The sequence below is a fragment of the Planctomycetia bacterium genome (assembly GCA_034440135.1).
Classification (GTDB): Bacteria; Planctomycetota; Planctomycetia; order Pirellulales; family JALHLM01; genus JALHLM01.
The window spans coordinates 1-14,639 of the sequence record JAWXBP010000338.1 but is presented as its reverse complement, the minus strand read 5'-3'; the positions used below and the strand labels follow the sequence as shown (position 1 = coordinate 14,639).

Genomic DNA, 14,639 nt, shown 5'->3' with positions numbered 1-14,639 from the left:
CCAACGGGTGCGCATTTTCGATGTCGCGTTGACATCCCAAGCTTCCACGAAGGAAGTGCCTGACGGGAGCGACGCCGCCACCATGTCAGGCACATCGTTCAAAACGATGGCGGAAGTTGCGCATACTCACTCTTGGGCGGCGCTGTTGACTTCGTCCGCGGTGCCTGACCTACGAGACTGAACTCTTTGGCAACGCCTCCTAAATAGTGCAAACAGCCCATAAGACGCCAGCCCTAAGAAAAGGCCCTGAAGCGCTGCCGCCGTCAGCGTCAAGGACCAACTGGTCGCAGGAGCGAATGCGCCACCGAAAACGTGGTTGATATATGCTGCAACAATATGGAATGGCATCTCAATCCACGTACGAGTCGCGGAATTGCTTGTGACAAATGGAACAAATGGCGAAACAACCTGCATTCGCAAACGAACGACGATCCACACGCCTGCGACCACAATCGCGAATGCGCGGCCGTAACGTATCCAACCTACACAGCTCTTGGCAAAAAACTGACGTGTCACGGGCGTTCAAGTGCTTCTAGAGAATGGCTTCGTACAATTTTTGGAAACCAGATCAGTCGGCAGGCAAACTCCATCACCTTCGAGCGCGCCACCCAGAAACCGCGTCAACCAAGAACCCGGTTGGCGCCGCATTGGGATTGCTTGACTTGGGTTCGACGTCGTTCCCGTCAGGCAATTTGCCGGCATCGATTCCGGGTGTGGCCGCGTTTGGTTGTGACGCGAAGGTTTTCTCCTTCGACGAGGGTGCCTGACCTACGAAATGGCTTGCGCTCTCTGCGCCTCCGCCTCTCGGCGGTTCACCAGCAAGGCCGCCACGCGGAGCGCCTCGATCATGCTCGCTGGGTTCGCCTTCTTCTGCCAGGCGACGTCGAACGCCGTGCCGTGGGCGACGCTGGTGCGGATGATCGGGAGGCCGAGTGTCACGTTTACCGCGCGGTGCATGCCGAGGAGCTTGAGGGCGATGTGGCCTTGGTCGTGGTACATCGCCACCACCGCGTCGAAGTCTCCGTCGCGGGCGCGGATCATCACCGTGTCGGCAGGGTAGGGGCCTTCGATATCGAGCCCGCCGATCCGAGCTTGCGCCACGGCCGGCGCGATCACGCGCAGTTCTTCGTCGCCGAACAATCCGGTCTCGCCCGCGTGTGGGTTGAGCGCCGTCACGCCGATCTTGGGGCGCGAGCCCTTGAGCGCCAGCATGAATCGATGAGCGAGGTGCGCTTTGGCGAGTACGCTGGCCGTATCGAGATGCTCGAACACTTCACGCAACGCCATGTGCAGCGTCGCATGCACGACGGCCAATCCCGCGGAACCGCGAATCGTGGCGTCGTGAGCCAGGTAGAGCATCATCGCGAAATCGTTGACGCCGCACCAATCGGCCAGCAACTCCGTGTGGCCGGGATAGTGATGACCGGCTTGCCAGAGCGCGGCTTTGTTAAGCGGTGCGGTGGTGATGGCGTCGACGCGCCCGGCGAGTGCGAAGTCGGTCGCTTCGCGGAGCGCATCGAAGGCGGCCTGGCCACCGAGCGCGCTGGGCGCGCCCGGGGGCGTATCGTCGGCGTCCGGCGTGCCGACCGCGAGGCACGGTAGCAGGGCAGGGGAGGGGGCCGCCTCTTCGGGATCGCGGATCTCCACGACGCGGAGCGGCAATTTCCACATTTGCGCGGCGCGCCGTAACAGCGCAGGCCGGCCCACCACGAACGGGCGGCAACGCTCATGTGTGCCAGGATCGCTCCAAGCGGCGGCAATCACCTCGGGCCCCACGCCCGCCGGATCGCCCATCGTAACGGCAATGTTAGGAAGCATGGCGATTATTGTAAGCGGTGATCGCGCCGCTGTTGAGCCGGGAAGTCGACGACGCAAGACCCTGCGAATCGGGCGCCGCATTGATATAACGGACACTGCGAATCGTAACTGTAGCCGAGGTCTGTGACCTCGGAGCTTTTTCCATCTCGGAAGGAACCACGAAAAGCACGAAAGACACGAACATTAAGCGGAGTCTCCCCAAAGCCGCTCGTATTTTTCGTTCCTTTCGTGGTTGCCATCGCCTGTCTGTGACGTGAAGTGCGGCACGAGCTGATAGCTGCCTTTGACTGTTGACGTAGGAATTCCCCTTCGCCGTGAACCGCATCTTTCCTGTACTCGCCGCGTTTGCCTTGGCCCTGATGGCGGCAACTCTATTGCTGGGCCTGACACTGGGCGACGTGCGCGGATCAATGCGCGAGCTTGGCGCCGCGGAGACGCGTCTCGCGAAGTTACGCGGCGCGGCGGAACGTAATACGCCGGAGGCCGTGCAACTGCGTGCGGACGTCGAACGGCTGCGCGGGATGGAGCGTTGGAAGTCGGTCCATTTCTTGTCAGGGTTGCTATCGGCCGTGGTCGTGATGTTCGTCGCCGGCGTGGCGATCACTTACTTCGTCGGCACAAGCCGCTGGTGCCGCGAAGTCGTCGATGCTTATCGACTCGACATCGAACTAGCGCGCGCCAGTGCACGCTTAAAACGGCGCACGTTTCCCATCATTGTCACCGCGATGCTGGGCCTGATCGTCGTCGTGGCGCTTGGCGGCGCGGCGGACCCCGGCGCGAATCTGCAACTAAAGCCGCCGGGAAACCTCGGTTGGAACGATCTCCACTTCGGCGCAGCACTGCTGGGCCTGCTGCTCGTAGCCTGGGCGTACTACGCCGCCTGGGCGAACATCACCGAACACCAACTGGTGATGAACAAGATCATGGAAGAAGTGAAACGCATCCGAGCCGAACGCGGGCTGCCGGACTGAGGCGATCAATCCGATTTGAACCGCGGAGGCGCTGAGACGCAGAGAGTAAAATACTTCACCGCGAAACACGCCAAAAAACACGAAAGGCAGAAGCATCGAAGACTTCATTGGGTACGGGCATTAATTACTGCTTTTCGCGCCCTTTCGCGTGTTTCGCGGTTGCTCTCCTCCCTCTGCGTCTCAGCGCCTCCGCGGTTCAAAAAGAGTGACTCCCGTTTAGTGTGAATGAGCGCTCTCATGCTCCCCGTGCCCGTGCAGACGGTGATGTGCGTCGCCTTCCAGGAATCCGACGCCGAAGGATAACGCCAGGCCGAGGATGAGGGCGATGGAGAGTTTTACGCGATCATGCGAATGGAATTGGAGTTCCGGCAACAAGTCGCTCGTGGCGATGCACAGGAAGCAGCCCGCCGCGAGGGCCAGCGCTCGGCCGAGGTAGACAGCGGGGAACAATTCCTGGCCGCCGAGGAACAGCAGCACCCCGAGCGGGATCGCCAGCGGGTAGATGCAGTTGATCGCCATGCGCCAGGTGCGCGACCAGCCGCCAGCGGCCATCAACGTGCTGATGGTCATCGAATCGAACGGCTTGTGCAGGAACACGACGAGAAACGTGCCCAAGCCGGCCAGGGCAGGGGAGTGGTCCCCATGTTGCTCGGCGACGACGCTCGCGGCCAACACCAGACCGTCGATGGTGCTGTGCAACATCAGGCCGATCATCGCACCAATCCAACCATAGCGGCTCTTCGGCGCTCCGTGCGCGTGCCCATGCGCATGATCATGGTCGCAATGTTCGCCAGGCTCGTGTTGATGCTTCGCTTCGGCGCCTTCGAGCGCGGGCGGCTCGTGTTGATGAAAATGAAAGCAGCGCTCGATGAAGAACATCAACAGGAAGCCGCCGAGCAGCCACCGCGCGGCCTCGTCGATGGCGGCGTGTCCGCCAGCGTGGCCTTCCAGCTCGAAGACCGCGTGCGGCAACAGGTGCATCAGCCCGACGCCCAGCATCGCCCCGGCGATAAAGCTGATCGCCAATTGCATCCGCGTGTGCGTCAACTTCACGACCAGCGGCAAATACCCGCCAGCCAGCGAGGAAGCAAGAATCAGCGCACAATAAACCCAAAGCGTCATGGCAAACCCGGCGGGAAAGACGAACCAAGCTTCGTAGTATCCCTCCGACAAGCAAAAATCTCAACCGCCCCCTGCCAAGAACATTGCAAATGCAACTCGAATGCGGTTAGCGCTAGTCCGCGTTTCTGTATCCGAGGTCTGTGACCGCGGCCGGAGAGGACGCCGAACGCGACAGGGCAGTGAGGGGGCGCAGCAACCCCTGCCAAGCTGCTAAGCTGAGTAACCAAACGCTGAAAACTGAACACTTCCAACTCCCATTCCATGCGCTCCGTCGTCCAACGTATCACCCGCGCCTCGGTCACTGTCGAAGGCGCCATCGTCGGCCAAATCGGTCCCGGGTTGCTCGTGCTGCTCGGTGTCGCGCCGGACGACGCTGAAGCCGACGCTGAGTATCTGGCGGAGAAAATCGCCGGGCTGCGCATCTTCGAAGACGCCGACGGCAAGATGAACGCGTCGTTGTCGGACACCGGCGGCGCGATGTTAGTCGTCAGCCAGTTCACCCTTTACGGCGACTGCCGCAAAGGCCGCCGCCCCAGTTTCACCGACGCCGCGCCGCCGGAACTCGCCGAGCGGCTCTACGAATACTTCGTCCAGCAAGTCCGCGCCCAAGGCATCGCGGTCGATACCGGCCGCTTCCGGGCGATGATGCAAGTGGAACTGGTAAACGACGGCCCGGTGACGCTGCTGCTGGAAAGCCGGAAGGCGTTCTAGCGGGGCAGGGGAGGGGAGTCAATTCTCCTGGATGAATCGCAGTGTCCAAAGTGCGATGGACTGAATCTCCGCATCGTAATGCGATGAAAACGGCCGCCAGGGCGACCATTCACTCACGCCATACTTGTTCTTCGCGCGAACGCGCCAGCGTTGAATATTCCCCACGGACACGGCGGCATGAGGGATGCTGAGATTCTCGAAGTGTTCTTCACCCTCGAAATCCGCGTCGTTCAGGAACTCGAAGATGCCGTCGCATTCATCCCCATAGTAATGCTGCACCTCGACGTCGTACTCAATCGGATAGGCCCCCGATGACGGTGCCCAACGCAGGTCAGCCACATCCTGCCCGTCCACCAGTCGAGCGCAATAGGAGGGGGACGTTTGCACTGGGATCGATGGCTTGTCTGAGCGGGACAATGGGGCTCGAAATAGCGGTGACCACTTTTCGAGAACTTTGCCGTCAGCGTAGATCACAGAAAACGGATATGGTCGTGGCGCCAAAGGAGAATCAAATTCGATGTGACCATAGAGCAATTGCCCGCAATAGGTGACACCTTCGCTTGCTTCCGATTTAATTCGTGTAGCTTCTTCGATGAGCTGGGCGCCCGTCAATTGCTTCCCATCCGCTTCCAGCAATATGCGTTCTGCTGACTTGGGGATTTCATCTTCAATCGGTTCACCGAGCAAAGCGCGCACTTCTTCGACGGTCATCCCGCGTTTCACTTTCTCCCAAGCGTCATATGACGGCTGAATGCACACCTTGAGTTGCGCCGCCTTCATCTCATCCAGCGTGAGTTCTTTGCTCAAGTCCCTTGGCTTTGCGACGACTTCCCGTTTCACATCGTCCGCGCTCGCAGCGTTCCAGCACGTTGCGAGAGCTGCAAGTAGCAAGAAGTATCGCATGTTTCACCTTCCTTGATTTTGATATCACCGCACCACGCGTCGCCAAACCTCTTCCGCGAATTGTTCCGCCGCTTCGCGTTTCGGCGTTGGCTTCGCGATGTTGCGTTGCTGCAGTTGGTCGATCACCTGGCTGTCTTGCAGGACAAAGTACGTCAGCGCGATGAGTTGCGCGTAGGTCGCCAGGTTGGGGAGGAAGCCGTCGCCGATGAATTTTACGGCGGTGCCGAAGGAGCTTTTCAGCCGGGGCACGCCTCCCCAAAAGCTCACCGACCAGATTTCGTCGAGGATCAGGTGCGACATGAAACCCGCGAATACGCCGCCGGCTTTGTAAAGTCGGATCGCCGGCTCGTTGGCGCTGGCGATCAGATAGAAAACCTCCGCGGCGATGAACGCGGCCGGAATGCTGTGAAACATCCCGCGATGGACGGTGAGCTTTTTGACGATCTTGGCCAGGCCGAACCGCACCACTGCGTAGATGCCGGCGCCGACGAGGGCCATGGTTTCCGGAGTCCACTCCAGATCATGAAAGCGCTCGATGAGCAACATCGGCAATGTCGCCGCGGCGAACGAGATGCTCTCGCGCAACGGCGTGCCGGAATCGCTATCCAAGTCCGGCAACATGCCGGAGAGGCTGCAGAGCGTGCCCGCCAGAACACACGACGACGGCGGCACGCCATAAAGCAAGAACGCGCCGAGCCCATAGCCCACGCCGAGCGTCGAACTGACGGTAATATGGGTTTTGAAGCCGGCCATCGAATCACATCACGAACCAGAGACCAGGCGAGCAGAATAGAAAGTTGGCGGGAAATCGCCAATGTCATTCGTGCGAGTAGGAAAAGTAGGCGGAGTAGGTGAATTAGCCAGCACGTGAAGTCGCGATTTCGAGATTCCATTGCTCTTCGTGCCCTCGGCGCGTCTCGATATACTTGCCCGCCATGCAAGCCTATGACATCGCGATGCTCGTTGTGTTCCTCGGCACGGCTGCCTGGGGCTATATGAAGGGCCTGGCCTGGCAGGTCGCTTCGATTGCTTCGTTCGTGGCCAGTTACTTCGTGGCCATGGCCTTTCGCGGGCTGCTCGCCCCCCTGCTCCCGGGCGAGCCGCCGCTCAACAACATGTTGGCGATGCTGATCCTGTTCGTGGTCACGTCGCTGGGCGTGTGGGTCGGATTCCGGTTCATCACCGAAGGCATCGAAAAGCTCAAGCTGAAATCGTTCGACCGCCAGATCGGCGCCCTGGTCGGAGCCGGCAAGGGCGTGTTGTATTGCGTGGCGATCACCCTGTTCGCGGCCACCCTGCTGGAAAAGCAGCGGGAGTCGATCGTCTCCTCCCGGAGCGGTTATTACGTCTCCCGGGTGTTGATCCAAGCGGACCCCCTGCTGCCGGACGGCGTGAAAGAGACGATCGAGCCCTATGTCGCCAAGCTGGACGGCGTAAGTCCGCCGCCGGATTCCAGCGGAGGATTGTTGGAACAAGAAGCCGGCAAGCTGGCCGATCAGTTATTCGACTCGACGAAGGGAGAATTCTCGAAGCGCTTCGATGCGCTCCGCGGCGATGTTCAAGAGTCCGTAGACGACTCCGGCGAGCAAGTGCGCAACGCCTGGGACAACGCCGCTGACGACGCGGAAGAAGACCTCGAAATGGTCGACGTGAAACCGCCGACGGCGCCGCGTCAACGCTAGTAGGGCAGTGGCCTCACTGGTCTCACTGTAGCCGAGGTCTGTGACCTCGGTGAAACAGACGCCGCATCTCAAAACCGCCCATTTCCCGGCAAAAACGACCCCCGAAACGAACATAAGAAACATTATCGGACGTTCGTGGCAGGCTTTGAGGGGGTAGGCTGGAAGCTCTAGGAAACGCCAGGATGCGTTCCTGGCGACGATTGGACTCCGAGTTCGTTGCCATCGTGCTCGCGCGATCTTCTGTAGCCGAGGTCTGTGACCTCGGTCGGCAAGACGTCGAACATCAAGCCGACCCGTCATCGCGCATCGTCGTTATCTCTCCGACCTCACAGAGGTCGGCTACAGACGGAGAATTCAACGGCCGGGTCCGCCCGTGGAATCTGCAGTTCATACGTAGATTGTCCGCGTTGACGATTTCGCGTGGCGCTCTGAATGCTTCGGCCCCGTATGTTGGTTTCCAGATCAATGGCAACGAATCCGGTGCGTTGACCTCGGCCCGCCAAGGCAGGGCGGCAAAATGCGATTTTGCTCAGGCGCGCAGGAGACCCCAAAACCTGGGTTTGGGCAGGGGCCCGGTGCAGTAATTCCGCCGTAGTCGCTCCGATTTGCTTCCCGGTACAATGCGCGGCGAACTCTTCGTTCGTGCCTTTCGTGTTTTTCGTGGTTAGTGAGAGTGTCAAAATGAACCGTGAACAAATGTTGGAAGAACGTGTCGCTACGTTGGAGCGGCAATTGGCGATGGGGCCGACGATGCGTCGGGCGCGGTCGGTGCGCAAGCGCTCCGAGGCAACGATCCTGGGGATGCCGCTGTACGATATCGCCATGGGGCCGAATTTTGAGACGGGCGAGATTCGCGGCCATGCCCGAGGATTCATCGCGGTCGGCGATATTGCCACGGGCGTGCTGGCCATGGGAGGCGTAGCGCGCGGCGTCGTGGCCTTCGGCGGCGTGGCGATCGGCGCGTTCTCGTTCGGCGGCCTGTCGATTGGCGTGATCGCCGCAATTGGCGGCGCGGCCATCGGCGGCGTGGCCCTGGGAGGGGCAGCTATCGGCCTGGTCGCCATCGGCGGCGGCGCGGTGGGCTACTATGCCGTGGGCGGCGGCGCGTTCGGCGAACATGTGATCAACGGCGCGCGACGCGACCCGGCGGCGGTGGCGTTCTTCGAGAACACATGGTTGGCGGTGAAGCAGTTCTTTACGCGATAGTTTTCAGCGCTGTTCTATTCGGCGACAGTTTTACGCGTATGACGCGGTGAATGGTCATGGTCAACACACGCAAGGTCACCGGCCGGCGCAAGCTACGGTTTGAAAACTTCTCCGCCGCACTGCGCGAGGCGGAATCCCTCGCCGCTGCCGAACAAGCCGGCACGCTGCGCGCACTCGGTAATTGGACGCTCGGCCAGGCCATTGGGCATCTCGCTTTCTGGGCGGATGCGCCATTCGACGGCTATCCCGACATGCCCCCCCTGCCCTGGCTGCTGCGGGTCGTCGTGACGCTGTTCAAGACGCCAATCCTGAATCGCGGCATCCCGGCCGGCGGAAGGATTCCCTCCATCCCGGGCGGGACGTTCGGCGTCGACGTGCTGCCGACGAATGAAGCGATGGCACGCTTGCGCCGCGCGTTCGATCGCCTGGCCGTGAAGCAACCGACGCACCCGAACCCCGTCTTCGGCATGATGTCGCACGCGGATTGGATCAAGATGAACCTGCGGCACGCGGAGCTGCATTTGGGGTTCTTTGTGCCGGCGTGAGAATTCACCACGGAGGCATGGAGGACACGGAGAGGTTTGGAGAATTGGTATGAATCGTTCGATACGTTTGCGATTGGTGACGTTTCTTGGCTTGGTGTTCGCTCTGACCGCGGCGATTTGGTTGGCGTGGTGGTGGCCGAAGTCTTGCCCCCTGCAAATGAATGTGGACTATTTCACGGGCTACTACCGTGGCTTCGGGCTGGGCGACCAACCGGGATTTTTCGGCAAGAACTATTTTGCCGTCCGCTTCACGGACACGAAGGAAATCGGTGGCGTTGTCGAGAGTCGGTTTCTGTCGCACGACAAAGCTCGCTTCGTGGATCGATTTGTCGACGGCCGACTGCGCGCGGAGGGCGAGTGTCGCATCGAATGGCTCGCCGAACCTGATCCGGATTTCTCGTACGGCGTGTTGAATGCGAAATACTATGATCCACAAGGCAAACTCGCTTCGGAGATCGTCGACGGCACCGGCGTGCAAACCTACTGGGCGATTAACGGCGTCAAGGTCTGGGAGCGCACGGTCAAACAGGGAAAAACCACGGAACTCCGGCGTTGGAGTCCAACGGGTGAGGATCAGCCGGTTTCAAAGGAATACTGGCCGAAGTAGACAAGAAAGCCGTAGGTCAGGCACCGCCGTCGAAGTCGAAATCGTTGGCCCAATTAATACTGTGGCTATGTCCGTCGTATCGCACCACATGTGCCTGAAAGAATCGACGTCGATCCCGTCAGGCACGTTCGAAGCGAGGGCTCGGGACGTGGCGACGTTTTGACGAAGTCCTGCGACATTTGCCTTCAACGGCGGTGCCTGACCTACAAATTCGATCCAATCAACGAAGTGACTCTATGTCCAATTCCAGCGACCTGCCAACGATCTTTCTTGAAGCGGCGCTCACCGCATTGCGCTCCAACAAAGGCTACGCGGACAAAGCGATCGCGCAATTGCCTGATGATAAACTCCATATTGCGCTCGATGCCAACACCAACACCAACTCCATCGCCGTGATCATGAAGCACTTGGCGGGGAATTTGCTTTCGCGCTGGACTGATTTCCTTACGACCGACGGCGAGAAGCCGTGGCGCAATCGGGATGATGAGTTCGTCGACACGTTTACCGATCGCGCGGAACTGCTGGCGTACTGGGAATCCGGGTGGCAACGCTTTTTTGATACGCTCGAAGCGTTATCGGCCGACGACGTGTTACGCACGGTGACCGTTCGTGGCGAACCGCATTCCGTCCCGCTGGCGATTGAGCGCTCACTCGCCCATTGCAGTTACCACGTCGGCCAGATCATGCTCATCGCCCGCATCCATGCTGGCGAGAACTGGGCGACCATCACCATCCCGCGCGGGCAGTCGGCGCAATTCAACGAGCGCACCTGGGGCGGCGGCTATCGGCAGTAACGGGCAATAAATGAGGGCGCGAGCGAAATCCGCTCGCGCCCCCCTGCCCTGCTCGCGGCAACTCAATAACTCCCCTTCACGACCAACGGTTTCACAGGACGGCGGACGAAGCCGACCTTGTTGCCAAAGAAGCTCGGCTTGCGATTCGCCGCCCATTGGTTGAGCGACGTCAGTTCGTTGCCCGTGTCCACGTCGCCCGAAATGTCGCTGACTTCGGCGGCCAACATGCCTTCATTCTTCATGTTGTAAGCGCGCGCCATTTCTCTTGGCGGGCCACCTTGCACTACGCCCAGGTCGCGCAAGTGTGGCAGAATCTTATTCAGGTTGATGCGGCTCTTGCCCTCGGGATCGTCGTAGTCGTAGTGATGGCCCAGGACGGCGATATTCCCCTCGCGGTCCATGCCCCCGGTCTCTTCAACGTATTTCGCCTGGAAGTTTTCTTGGGCGATCCAGATTGCCCACAATTCCGCCTCGATAGCGTTGGTGGTGTGCTTGTCGTTGAGCGGCGCGGGCGCGTGGCCGTAGTAGAACCAGTCGCTTTCCTCGGCCCACCTTTGCCGTTGCTGATTGACGACCGTATGAATCCACGATTTGCCAAGACTGTACAGGTCCAATTCGTCGTTCGATGCGCGGACGCCGGCCAGCCTGCCGGCCTTCAGTTTGGCCCACAGACGATCTCCCCAGGTCGGATCCTCGCGGACCGTGTTCGCATAGAACTGCATGGCTTGCTTGCCAACGGTCTGGGCCTCGGTCCAGGCGTTCTCCATCTTGGTCTTGAGATCTTCCAGATGGAGCGAATCCGGCACCTGGCTGATCGCGCTTTGCAATTTGGATTGGTCGGGTGTCGCGGGCTTGATCGCGGGGTTGATCAGCAGTTCGGTAATGAGCGCGCCCGTCACGGCGCCGCCGAAATCGCCGAGGATTTTGCCCTTCGTCAGGCTCCAGTTCGGATCGAAAACTTGCTGAGGAATCGTCTGGCGATTGTCCGGCAGCGAAACCGTTTGGACCGCCTTGTTACGAGTGTCGTTTTGGATTTTGAAGTTCTTGGCGTTGCGGTCCGCCACGGATTTGTCGCCGCTCTTGATCGAGGGCAGCGGCTTTTGCGAGGGAATGTTCGCCGGAACGGGAGCGTGCGGAGGAGGGCTGTATCTTGGATTCGGACGACTTCGCAGCGCCGAGTGCTGGCTGCCGAACAACTTTGGCGCCAGTCGATGCTCCAGCGCGCCTCCTACGAACGACATGGCCGGGCCGGCGAGCAACGACAAAACGAACATCGCCATCTGCTGGTTCCTCGCCCTTTCCGCCTCCATCGCTTTCCGCGCAGCTTCCAAGCGCGTTTGATAGTTGCTCAACCCGTTTCGCGCGTACAGAATCAGATTGTTCGTGTGGGTTTTCCACTCGTTCAGATGGCTGTCGAACTCGACGCCGATATCGTCCTTAATCAGATCGTAAGCGTAACTTTGCAAACGGAACCCGTAGTCCTTGGACATGGAAGGTCACTCCTAAGAAGTCGAATTTGGGCAACGCTCAGCAGGCAGTTTTTTGAGTCGCCACGCTTTGGGCGCTAGTGGCTGAGCGCGGTAGTCCGATTTTTGTTACAGGAATTCCGCGATTGTCTTGCCAATCGGTCGGACTTCCCGCGGCCGTAAGGGGCCTAATGGGGAATTCCCAGAAAGCTTGGCCAGCGGCCAAAGAAATTCCTCGGCGGTTCACCGAGCAGGCGCGCAGGGCGCCCCTGCCCTGCCCGTTCGCAAAGCTAACCCGCTCGATGCGAGCGTTCCAGGTCGAGCAGATACTGCTTGCGGCGCAGCCCGCCGCCGTAGCCGCCGAGGTTGCCGTTCTTGTTGACAACGCGATGGCACGGGATCACGATCGCCAGGCGATTCAATCCATTTGCACGGCCCGCGGCGCGGACCGCCGCGGCATTGCCGACGGCTGCCGCGAGTTGCTGGTACGAACACGTCGTACCGTAAGGAATTTCCAGCAAGCGATTCCACACGCGGCGTTGAAAATCGGTGCCGGGGAAAACGAGCGGCGTGGTGAAGGCTTGCAACGTGCCGGCGAAGTAGTTGGCGAGTTCTTGCGTGAGTAATTCCAGATGCCGGTTGTTGCCCGGCACGAGCGGCAACTTGAAGCGCTTTCGCAGCGTCGTGAACTGGGTCTCCAGCATGCGGCGATCCGTGAACTCCAGCAGGCACACGCCGTCGTCCGTCGCGCCGGCGATCAGCGGCCCGAGCGGACTGCGCAGCCACGCGAGTTGAATGCACGCGCCGTCGCGATAGCTGCCAGGCGGTTCGCCGAACGTTCGCGCGAAGGCGTCGCGAAAGCCGCTGTGCGATTCGTACCCGCTGGCGAACACCGCGTCGTCGAGCGTGACGCCTTCGCGAATCTGTGTGAGCACGCCTGATAAGCGTCGCGCTCGCGCGAAGGCTTGGAAGGTCATGCCGAATTCCTTGAGAAAGTAACTCCGCGCCGATTTCGGATCGACGCCTCTTCGTCGCAGATCGCTCTCCGTGATCCGCGTTCCGGGATCGTGCTCCACGGCGGCGATCAACTCCGCTGCCCACGGCGGTTGCGCATCTGCTTCCAGCGGCCGGCAACGCTTACATGGACGATAGCCGGCGAAGCGCGCCGCCTGCGCCGTGGGAAAGTATTCGACGTTCCGCGGCAGCGGCTTTCGCGCGGGACACGTTGGGCGACAAAAGATGCCGGTCGTGCGCACGCCCAGGTAGAACAGCCCGTTATAGGAGGCGTCTTTATCGAGATACGCCCGTTCCATCTCGGCAATCGGCGGCAAGGTTTGCATGTAGGAAGTTTACGCGCAGCGGGGCGCGGCGTGCCACCGATTTTCGGGCGGGGAATTCTGGGTTCACCACGGAGGCACGGAGGACACGGAGAGGGAAGAGAAGAGAGTTGAAACCACGAAAGGCGCGAAAGGCACGAAAAGAGGAGGAAAGTTGTACGTGAATAATGAAAGAGAAAATGTGGGTGGCTGGGGCTGGGGGTGATGAGAAAACAGTCGGGATCGAATGGACGTACGGTGATCGCGAAGGTTTGCACGACGATTGAACGGAGCCCCAGTGCGCAGGACGATGTCAGCTTCGCCGACCACTCCCCTGCCCTGCCCCGAGGAGCACTATTGTCGTTGGGCGTCCACGAAGCTGCCGATGATGGCGATCACGATCAAGGCTTGGATCGCCAGGCCGAACAGGCCGCAGACTGATCCGCCGAGGATGCCGATCCAGCAGTGGATTCTGCCGCGGGCCTCGGGATTCTCCCTCGCGTAGCGCAGGCCTTTGACTCCATAGACCACGGCCACGACGGCGAGCACCACGCCCACGATGCCGATCAGCGGCAAGCACGCGGCGACGGAGAACACGCCGCTGTAATAGGCGATGAGCGAGGCCTTGTTCTTATATGGAATGATCGTGGAGACAACGTCGCTCTCGCCGACGACCGACGAGGTGATCGGCGGCGGTTCGCTGGCGGACTTGGGGCTTTGGTAGGGGTTTTCGGTCATGGGGTTGGTTGGTGGTCGAGGATTTTGGTCGTTCGTTGATTTGGAGCGAAATGCGTGCGCGGGTTGCAAGTGGTGATGTGGTTTGAAGTTGGCCGCGATTTAGGGGAGGATTTGGATGGGGATTTCGGTCGTTTTGTTGGAAAAACTTTTTGGGACCTAAAGCCTGTGGCTTGGGGGGAACATGTTTTGTTTTGATGGGTTTGAGCGGCGGCGGGCTGTGGAGGAGTGTCCGCGGTTGATGGTGCAGCGGGCTTCTCGGCTGATGCGCGGCGGAGGGAGTGAGAAGTTTTTCTTTTTGACGGGGCGGAAGCTGCGGGTGTTGTGGTTGGCGGTTTGGCGGCAGGATGATGAGCACTGGTTGGTGGACTTGGAGTGGTGCGGGCGGCGCGTGGCGCGGCGGCAGGTGGTGCGTTTGGATTCGACTCGCCCGGCGATCGGGGGCGAGCGTTGGTGGTGGCAATGTCCCGGGGGAATTTGGGGGCCGGAGTTTCATCGCGATGAACTGAGCGCTTGCCGGCGGCGCGTGGAGCGATTGTATTTGCGCTCCGGTCGCTGGGCTTGCCGGACTTGTCATGAGTTGACGTATTTGAGTTGCCGGAACTCTCGGCGGAAGCGGACGTGGGGGCTTGATTGAATGATGCGGTATGGTGTGGCGGTGTTCAAGGGTTCTGGGGTGGGTTGGAACCGCGAAAGGCGCGAAAAGGGCGCGAAAGTGTTGGGGGAGATTGTCCACGGAATACGCGGAAAGACACGGAAGGGG

The 14,639-nt window shown here is 60.3% G+C and carries 15 protein-coding genes; 8 read left to right on the top strand and 7 right to left on the bottom strand.

Annotation, left to right across the window (positions count from 1 at the left end; translation table 11 throughout):
* Positions 1-768 precede the first annotated feature (768 nt).
* On the bottom strand, positions 769-1,818 hold the full coding sequence (gene pdxA, locus SGJ19_20330; GenBank protein ID MDZ4782601.1) for a 4-hydroxythreonine-4-phosphate dehydrogenase PdxA: 1,050 nt from the start codon (positions 1,816-1,818) through the stop codon (positions 769-771).
* A gap of 314 nt (positions 1,819-2,132) precedes the next feature.
* Between pdxA and SGJ19_20325 the strand changes: the two genes are divergently transcribed.
* Positions 2,133-2,789 (top strand): hypothetical protein, encoded by a 657-nt coding sequence (locus SGJ19_20325; GenBank protein ID MDZ4782600.1) that lies wholly within the window; start codon positions 2,133-2,135, stop codon positions 2,787-2,789.
* Between the two features lie 216 nt (positions 2,790-3,005).
* On the opposite strand, the gene SGJ19_20320 is transcribed toward SGJ19_20325, so the two are convergent.
* A complete protein-coding gene (locus SGJ19_20320; protein ID MDZ4782599.1) occupies positions 3,006-3,962 on the bottom strand; it encodes a ZIP family metal transporter in 957 nt (318 codons plus the stop codon).
* Positions 3,963-4,172: 210 nt separating this feature from the next.
* Between SGJ19_20320 and dtd the strand changes: the two genes are divergently transcribed.
* The gene (gene dtd / locus SGJ19_20315) at positions 4,173-4,622 is read left to right on the top strand and encodes a D-aminoacyl-tRNA deacylase (protein ID MDZ4782598.1); all 450 of its coding nucleotides are present in this window, start codon (positions 4,173-4,175) and stop codon (positions 4,620-4,622) included.
* Positions 4,623-4,640: 18 nt separating this feature from the next.
* Here the strand turns inward: dtd and SGJ19_20310 are convergent, their stop codons facing one another.
* Together SGJ19_20310 and SGJ19_20305 are read right to left on the bottom strand one after the other, a co-directional pair.
* A complete protein-coding gene (locus SGJ19_20310; GenBank protein ID MDZ4782597.1) occupies positions 4,641-5,525 on the bottom strand; it encodes a hypothetical protein in 885 nt (294 codons plus the stop codon).
* 24 nt (positions 5,526-5,549) lie between these two features.
* Positions 5,550-6,278, bottom strand: a complete 729-nt coding sequence (locus SGJ19_20305) for a metal-dependent hydrolase (GenBank protein ID MDZ4782596.1) — start codon at positions 6,276-6,278, stop codon at positions 5,550-5,552.
* Positions 6,279-6,460: 182 nt separating this feature from the next.
* On the opposite strand from SGJ19_20305, the gene SGJ19_20300 reads away from it, so the two are divergent.
* The 5 genes from SGJ19_20300 (at position 6,461) to SGJ19_20280 (ending at position 10,359) form a co-directional block, all read left to right on the top strand.
* On the top strand, positions 6,461-7,207 hold the full coding sequence (locus SGJ19_20300; GenBank protein MDZ4782595.1) for a CvpA family protein: 747 nt from the start codon (positions 6,461-6,463) through the stop codon (positions 7,205-7,207).
* A gap of 681 nt (positions 7,208-7,888) precedes the next feature.
* Entirely contained in the window at positions 7,889-8,413 is a 525-nt protein-coding gene (locus SGJ19_20295; GenBank protein MDZ4782594.1) for a hypothetical protein, read from the top strand.
* A gap of 56 nt (positions 8,414-8,469) precedes the next feature.
* On the top strand, positions 8,470-8,958 hold the full coding sequence (locus tag SGJ19_20290) for a DUF1569 domain-containing protein (protein ID MDZ4782593.1): 489 nt from the start codon (positions 8,470-8,472) through the stop codon (positions 8,956-8,958).
* A 49-nt stretch (positions 8,959-9,007) separates the two neighbouring features.
* Positions 9,008-9,565, top strand: a complete 558-nt coding sequence (locus tag SGJ19_20285; GenBank protein MDZ4782592.1) for a hypothetical protein — start codon at positions 9,008-9,010, stop codon at positions 9,563-9,565.
* Between the two features lie 236 nt (positions 9,566-9,801).
* Positions 9,802-10,359, top strand: a complete 558-nt coding sequence (locus SGJ19_20280) for a DUF1572 family protein (protein MDZ4782591.1) — start codon at positions 9,802-9,804, stop codon at positions 10,357-10,359.
* A 62-nt stretch (positions 10,360-10,421) separates the two neighbouring features.
* Here SGJ19_20280 and SGJ19_20275 read toward each other — a convergent pair whose 3' ends face one another.
* The 3 genes from SGJ19_20275 to SGJ19_20265 all read right to left on the bottom strand — a co-directional run bounded on the left by SGJ19_20275 (position 10,422) and on the right by SGJ19_20265 (position 13,879).
* Positions 10,422-11,849, bottom strand: coding sequence for a hypothetical protein (locus SGJ19_20275; protein ID MDZ4782590.1), 1,428 nt, complete (start codon positions 11,847-11,849; stop codon positions 10,422-10,424).
* Positions 11,850-12,115: 266 nt separating this feature from the next.
* The gene (locus tag SGJ19_20270) at positions 12,116-13,165 is read right to left on the bottom strand and encodes a methylated-DNA--[protein]-cysteine S-methyltransferase (protein ID MDZ4782589.1); all 1,050 of its coding nucleotides are present in this window, start codon (positions 13,163-13,165) and stop codon (positions 12,116-12,118) included.
* 330 nt (positions 13,166-13,495) lie between these two features.
* On the bottom strand, positions 13,496-13,879 hold the full coding sequence (locus SGJ19_20265; protein ID MDZ4782588.1) for a hypothetical protein: 384 nt from the start codon (positions 13,877-13,879) through the stop codon (positions 13,496-13,498).
* A 181-nt stretch (positions 13,880-14,060) separates the two neighbouring features.
* Here SGJ19_20265 and SGJ19_20260 point away from each other — a divergent pair, with 181 nt between their 5' ends.
* Positions 14,061-14,513 (top strand): hypothetical protein, encoded by a 453-nt coding sequence (locus tag SGJ19_20260; GenBank protein ID MDZ4782587.1) that lies wholly within the window; start codon positions 14,061-14,063, stop codon positions 14,511-14,513.
* The last annotated feature ends 126 nt before the right edge of the window (positions 14,514-14,639 follow it).